We start from the raw sequence: 6,245 nt of genomic DNA, 5'->3' as shown, positions 1-6,245 counted from the left end.
GGGGGGGGGGGGGTAAAATTTTAGTAAGTTCATTCTTATTAAAATGATTGACATCAATTTTTACTTATCTTTATGTTCTGAAATTACGGGCTCCCTTATGAAACCATTTCCTTATCACAAAACGCTTTTGAGCATTTTGATTTCTTCTCTTTCTGCAACAGCTTTTTCAGCTGAATATACCAGTATTAATGAAAATAAACAGATTTCCGGTGAAGGTCCGGTTCACGAAGTGAGCGATACCGAGAACACCGTTACCGGTGATGTAAATATCACGGTTACGCCTGCAAATCCTTCAATACACACTTATCCTAAAGCCATTATCATTCGTGGCGATCGCAGCGAAGAAATTCAAGGAAAAACCGATATTGCTGTTACCTTAGCCAGTGAAGGAAATCCTAATAAGTCACCAGATTCCAACGCTGCTTATGGCATTGCGGTAGGTTATGACTACAGCGGAAATGGGACAAAAGAAAGCATTTTAACATTAAAAGAAAATGCAACAATTACAGTAGATAATACCCCAGATACTATTCTTGGTTCTATGAGCTATAGCGGTGCCACAGCTAAAACCGGTCATCAACTTTCAGGGATTAGAATCTATCGAAAATCATCCGATCATTCAACTCCTATTTTAAATTCTGAAAAATCATTAACTATCAACGTTGAAGATAAATCAACCGCAAAAATTGGCGATTATTTAGTGGGTATCTACATTGCAGGCGACGGCGCGGAAGCCAATTTAAAAGACAGCAAAATCACTGTAAAAGCGAATGGCAAACATTCCGCAGCACTGAAAATCGGCAAACCGGAATTACCTAACACAGATAAACCTAATGATTACAAAGGTGCGGTAATCAACTCGACAGGCAATATGGTGCTTGATACTTCCGAGACGAAGGATTCGGCTGCGGTACGTTTGTTCGGCACAAAATCCCGTTTAATCGCGGATAGTGAAACCAGCACAGGAACAATCACATCAGGTAATTCGGCTATTGTGTTTGATACAGGGGATTACGCTACTGATGTAACCTATTTTCTCACTGTACCCGTTTCCCGTAACGAACCAAACAAAAACCAAGAAGTGCGGTTGAACAATACCAAGATTTCAACCACTTCTGAAAATGCCTCATTGATTGTCGCTAATGCTGAGAATGTGAACAGCCTTGCGGTATCTTATGCGGGAAACAAAGTCGCCAACTGGTTTAACAATGGGGAATTTGTTGCCGAAAATGCAAAATTCTTATTAAAAGGCGTGCAATCTGAAGCAAGGGCGGCAAACAAAGGTTGGTTGGCTGAAACAAAATTAGCAAAAAACAAAGCCTCAGATCTCACTTTTACGCTGGATAATAAAGCAAAAGCGATTGGCTTGACGCATCAGCAAAGTGAGGGACTCATCAGCTCTAAACTTGATGTTGCAATCAAAAATGGTGCTATTTGGGAACTCGCACCTAAAATAGATGAGTCAGTTCAACGTGCGACAGCTTATGATGTGGAGCTTGCTGATGGCGGTGTATTAGATGCTTCAAAACATTCTCTAGGAGATGGAACGGATTATAAAGTAACCCTGACTCACGCTGCGAATGAGCAAAAAATTGAAAAGAATATCACTAATGGCACAATAAATGCCAAAGGTCTATTCAAAATAAAATCAAGTACGCTATTAAAAGCAGATGGCACAGAACAACCAAATGATAATACCGTTAAATATGTTACGAAACCATTCAAAATTGTAAACGGTGTAATAGAAATAGAAGATAAGGCAGGAACAATTAAAATTAAAGAGGGTAGTTTCGCGATTACAAAAGGTGTAGTCGAGACACCGGATGGGAATATACAACTTGCTAAAAGTACATTTACCCAGTCAAGTATGGGTGTTGCTTTATCAGGTACAAGTTATGAAACTGAAAAGGGAACATTCACCAACGGCGGCATCATTACGCTTGCCAATCAATCCTATGCAGACAAACTCACCATTGAAGGAAATTATGTCGGCAATAATGGCGTGTTAGAAGTAAACACCAAATGGGATACCCCGGGCGATTATCTCGGCGCACATTCAGAATCAGATTTATTAACGATTACAGGTGATGCCTCTGGTAATACGACTGTTAAAGCCGTTAAAACAGATGGTACTGAAAATGTTATTGATGGCTCAATCGGCGAACTTGCCGATCGCTACAAACGCAGTGTCCCTGTTATTAAAGTTTTAGGTGATGACAAAGGAACAGCAAACGGTGAAATAAATTCTACGGATGCAACCAAACCTTACGCTTACAATACACGTTCAACTTTTACTGGTACAGCAAAAACCACAGGGGCGGGAGAATTGCAATTGGTTTCACGCAAAGATGAGGCGGGCGCGACAGAATACTTCTGGACTTTAACCAAGCCGAATCAAGATAAAACCATCATCACGCCAAGCGCGCCGGCTTATACGCTCGTTCCACGTCAAAACTTGGAATTAGGCTATACAATGTTGGATACACTTCACCAACGCCGTGGCGAAAACCAAACCCTTTCTTGGGACAAGCAAGGCAGTTATTGGCAAGATGTGGAAAAACAATCTTGGGGGCGCGTAATCGGCAAACACTTCAAACTCGACGGTAAAGAACGTTTTGGTTTCAAAACCGATATGTACGGCTTCCAAGTGGGACACGATTTTGATGTTAAAACCAAACAAGATGATGAGGGCAAACTTACTCGTCGTTTTACCGGCTTGTATTTCGGTGCGTTACGTTCCCACAGCAAATTCTATGATGAATACCGCGCGAAAAACGGCATCGTGATTGCAGATAAATTAACTTCCCACGTAAAAACTACCGCACTTAATCTTGGTGTCACTGATACGCGTTACAATGAAAACGGCACTTACATTGATTTGGTGGGGCAGCTTTCTTGGTTAAATAACCGTTATTCATCCGTTGATGGCACACAAGCGAAAAATCACGGCTGGGGAGCTGCCCTTTCAGTGGAAACCGGCCGCCCTTACGCATTAGGTAAAGACAAAACCAACAACGGAGATAGCTGGATTTTAGAGCCGCAAGCGCAACTGATTGCGCAATACTTGCGCTTAAGTAACTTTAACGACGGCACTCGTGCCGTTTCGCAAAAAGGTTACGGTTTGCGCGGCCGTGTCGGTTTCCGTTTGGCGCATAACCAACCGAACGATAAGCAACGCACGCGCACCTATTATTTCACCGGCAATATTTGGCACGATTTTAAAGCAAGGGGCAACGCATTAATCGGGTCGGACAAATTAGCCGGGAAGTTTGCCCGCACTTGGTGGGAATTAGGCTTAGGTTCTCAATTCTTCTTAAGTGAAAACACTTACCTTTATGCAGATGCTCGCTACGAAAAATCATTCGATAGCAACAGACATAAAGGTTACCAAGGCACCGTGGGTGTGAAATATTCTTGGAAATAAACCGCCTAAGCCATTCCGTCCGGATTACGGCGGTAATGGCGTACTTAAAGGGACGGCACACCGGATGCCGTCCCTTATATATTGCACCCCGTCAAAGGGGCGCATTGCTTTTTTCCTTGCCCGATGCCGTCTGAACGCCTAGTCCAGTACAGGTTGGGGGACGTTGTGCCGGATGGCGTAAACGGCGGCCTGCACCCGGCTGCTGAGGTTGAGTTTGCGGAGCAGGTTTTGAACGTGGACTTTGACGGTGGATTCGGCAAGATCGAGGTGGCGGGCGATGATTTTGTTGCTGTGTCCTGCGGCGAGATAGCCCAAAATTTCCAACTCGCGGGGGGTCAGCGAGGCAAGCGGCTGCGTCCCTTGGGCGGGTTGCGGGGAAATCAGGCTTTTGACGAGTTTGGCGGTCATCTCGGGCGAGAATACATTATCGCCATCGGCGGCTTTGCGTATGCTTTCGAGCAGAAAGTCGGCGTTGATGTTTTTCAGCAGGTAGCCGCGCGCGCCGATGCGCATACATTCGGTCAAATCGTCGCTGTCTTCGGAAACGGTCAGCATAATCACTGCCTGTTGCGGATTGATGCTGATGATTTGGGAGAGTGCCTCGCGTCCGTTCATACCGGGCATATCCAAGTCGAGCAGGACGACATCGGGTTGCAGCCGGCTGATCATTTTGATGCCCGAGAGGCCGTCTGCGGCTTCGCCGATGACTTCAAAACCGTGTTGGCGCGACAAAAGGGCTTTAATGCCGCTGCGGAAGAGGGTATGGTCGTCTATCAGAATAATTTTAATAGTCATTTCAAGCTTTCTTCAGATGCAACCGTCAATGAGACGGTGGTTCCCTGTTGTGCTTGGGAACGGATTTCTAAAACGGCACGGATGCGTTTGGCACGCTCCTGCATGATGTGCAGTCCGACATGGCTGCCCGTAGGTTCTCCTATTTTCTCCGTGTCGAAACCTTGTCCGTTGTCTTGGATGGTCATGGTAAAGCGTCCGCCGTGTTCGGAAAGGGTGAATTTTACATGAGTGGCGCGGGCGTGTTTGCGGATGTTGGACAGGCTTTCTTGCAGGATGAAAATCATTTGGAGCTGCTCGTCCTGTGTAGGCAGGTGCGTGCCGTTTTCCCAAGCGGTTTCGACAGTCGTGCCGGTCTGTTGCGTAAAGCGCGAGAATAGGTCGGCAACGGCTTCGGGAAATTCTTTATTACTGATTTTGGTACGGAAGTTGAGCAGCAGTTCGCGGACATCTTCATAACATTCCTGCACGCCTGTTTTGATAAAGCTGATGTTTTCTGCGGCTTCCTCCCGTTTGTTTTCGGCAAAGGCGGTTTCCAGCATCTGTACCTGTAGGTTTAGGAACGTTAATGCTTGTGCGATGCTGTCATGTAATCCTTGCGCAATCAGGTTGCGTTCTTGCAATACCGCAAGCAGACGTTTTTCTTCCTCCTGTTTTGCACCGGCAAGCGATACACCCAATTGCCGAATCAGTGTTTGAAGCAGTGTGCGGTCGTCTCCGGTGAGGGAAATGCCGTCTGAAAAGCTGAGCGAAAGCATACCCAGTTTCTCGTTTTGATATTCGATGGGGAAGGTTTCGTCATGGCATAGTGGATTAAATTTAAACCAGTACGGCGTTGCCTCGCCTTGCCGTACTATCTGTACTGTCTGCGGCTTCGTCGCCTTGTCCTGATTTAAATTTAATCCACTATATTTTTCCAAAGGGGGCTTTTTGCCGTGTTCGGCCGTATGGACGGAAATGTCTGTGTCTGAACCGTTTTCCAGGTAGATGCTGCCGGATTGCGCGCCGACGGCGGGCAGGATGTGGTTCAAAAATTCTTCCGCCGCCTGTCGCGGCGTATAGGATTGATGCAGGTCGCGCGTGGTCCGGTACAGCAGGGTCAGGTTGCGGTTTTGCTTTTCAAGGTTGTGGGTTTGTTCGGCAACCTGCCCTTCCAAATTGTCGTACAGGACTTTGAGTTTGCCGCCCATCTGGTTGAAACAGCGGCCTACCTGTTTGAATTCGGGCGTACCGTCTTCGGGAACAGGGATGTCGAAATGCCGCTGACCGATACGTTCCGCACCTTCTCCCAATGCCTGAAGCGGGCGGATAACCCAAATCTGGTGCCAAAACAGCATCAGTACAGACGACACCAGTGTCATCAGTATAATCGCCCATTGGAACTGCCTGAGCCACCATGTGTTTTTTTCGTTGGCATTTTCCAATGCCTGCAAAAACAGTTCGATATTGCCGGCAAAGCGGTAAAGTTCGACTTGTGTCGGGCGGCGGTAGGCCTGCAGCGGGGGAAGGATGTTTGCCTGCCAGTCGATAATCAGCATGGATTGTATCAAATCGTAGGCAAGGGGGTTGTCGGAGGGGATCAGCGGATGGATGGCATCGCTTTGGGCAATGCGTTTTAAACTTTTTTCAAATTCGGCAATCTGATTGTCGATTTGCGCACGGGGCGAGCCTTCACCCGCCATGTATGCCAGACGGTATGCCTGCATTCTCAAGTTGCCCGCCTCTTCGATGACGGAGGCCGCGTTTTCCAAGCGCAAAGAGAGCAGCAGTGTCAAAACGACAGACAGTGCCGCCAACCCGACCCACAGTCCGGTCAGGAGTTTCAGGCGAAGGGAAAGGCTGATGCCGTCTGAAAAACGGGCTGGCAGTATCATGCTCGGCGAAAAATTGTTCCAAATAATGCAAACAATATCATTCTTTGGGATTAGATACAACTGCTCAGAAAGAATTGGTTAAGGAAAACTCAATCCGTACCGCTTCAGTGTTAAATCATGTTATGATAAAATTCAGATAATATGAATTTATTTGC

At 46.6% G+C, this 6,245-nt stretch carries 3 protein-coding genes; 1 reads left to right on the top strand and 2 read right to left on the bottom strand.

What is annotated here, in order from left to right:
* The first annotated feature begins 97 nt into the window (after positions 1-97).
* A complete protein-coding gene (locus Q9J32_RS08470; protein WP_301884829.1) occupies positions 98-3,424 on the top strand; it encodes an autotransporter family protein in 3,327 nt (1,108 codons plus the stop codon).
* Between the two features lie 138 nt (positions 3,425-3,562).
* Here the strand turns inward: Q9J32_RS08470 and Q9J32_RS08465 are convergent, their stop codons facing one another.
* Positions 3,563-4,219: a response regulator gene (locus tag Q9J32_RS08465; RefSeq protein WP_301884831.1), complete on the bottom strand. Its 657-nt coding sequence runs from the start codon at positions 4,217-4,219 to the stop codon at positions 3,563-3,565.
* Positions 4,216-6,090, bottom strand: a complete 1,875-nt coding sequence (locus tag Q9J32_RS08460; RefSeq protein ID WP_301884833.1) for a histidine kinase — start codon at positions 6,088-6,090, stop codon at positions 4,216-4,218. Before Q9J32_RS08460 ends, Q9J32_RS08465 begins: the two co-directional genes overlap by 4 nt.
* Between the last annotated feature and the right edge of the window lie 155 nt (positions 6,091-6,245).

The sequence above is a fragment of the Neisseria uirgultaei genome (genome assembly GCF_962719845.1).
GTDB lineage: Bacteria > Pseudomonadota > Gammaproteobacteria > Burkholderiales > Neisseriaceae > Neisseria > Neisseria bergeri.
Note: the sequence above shows the minus strand (reverse complement) of the source record. Positions and strands in the feature narration are given on the sequence as shown.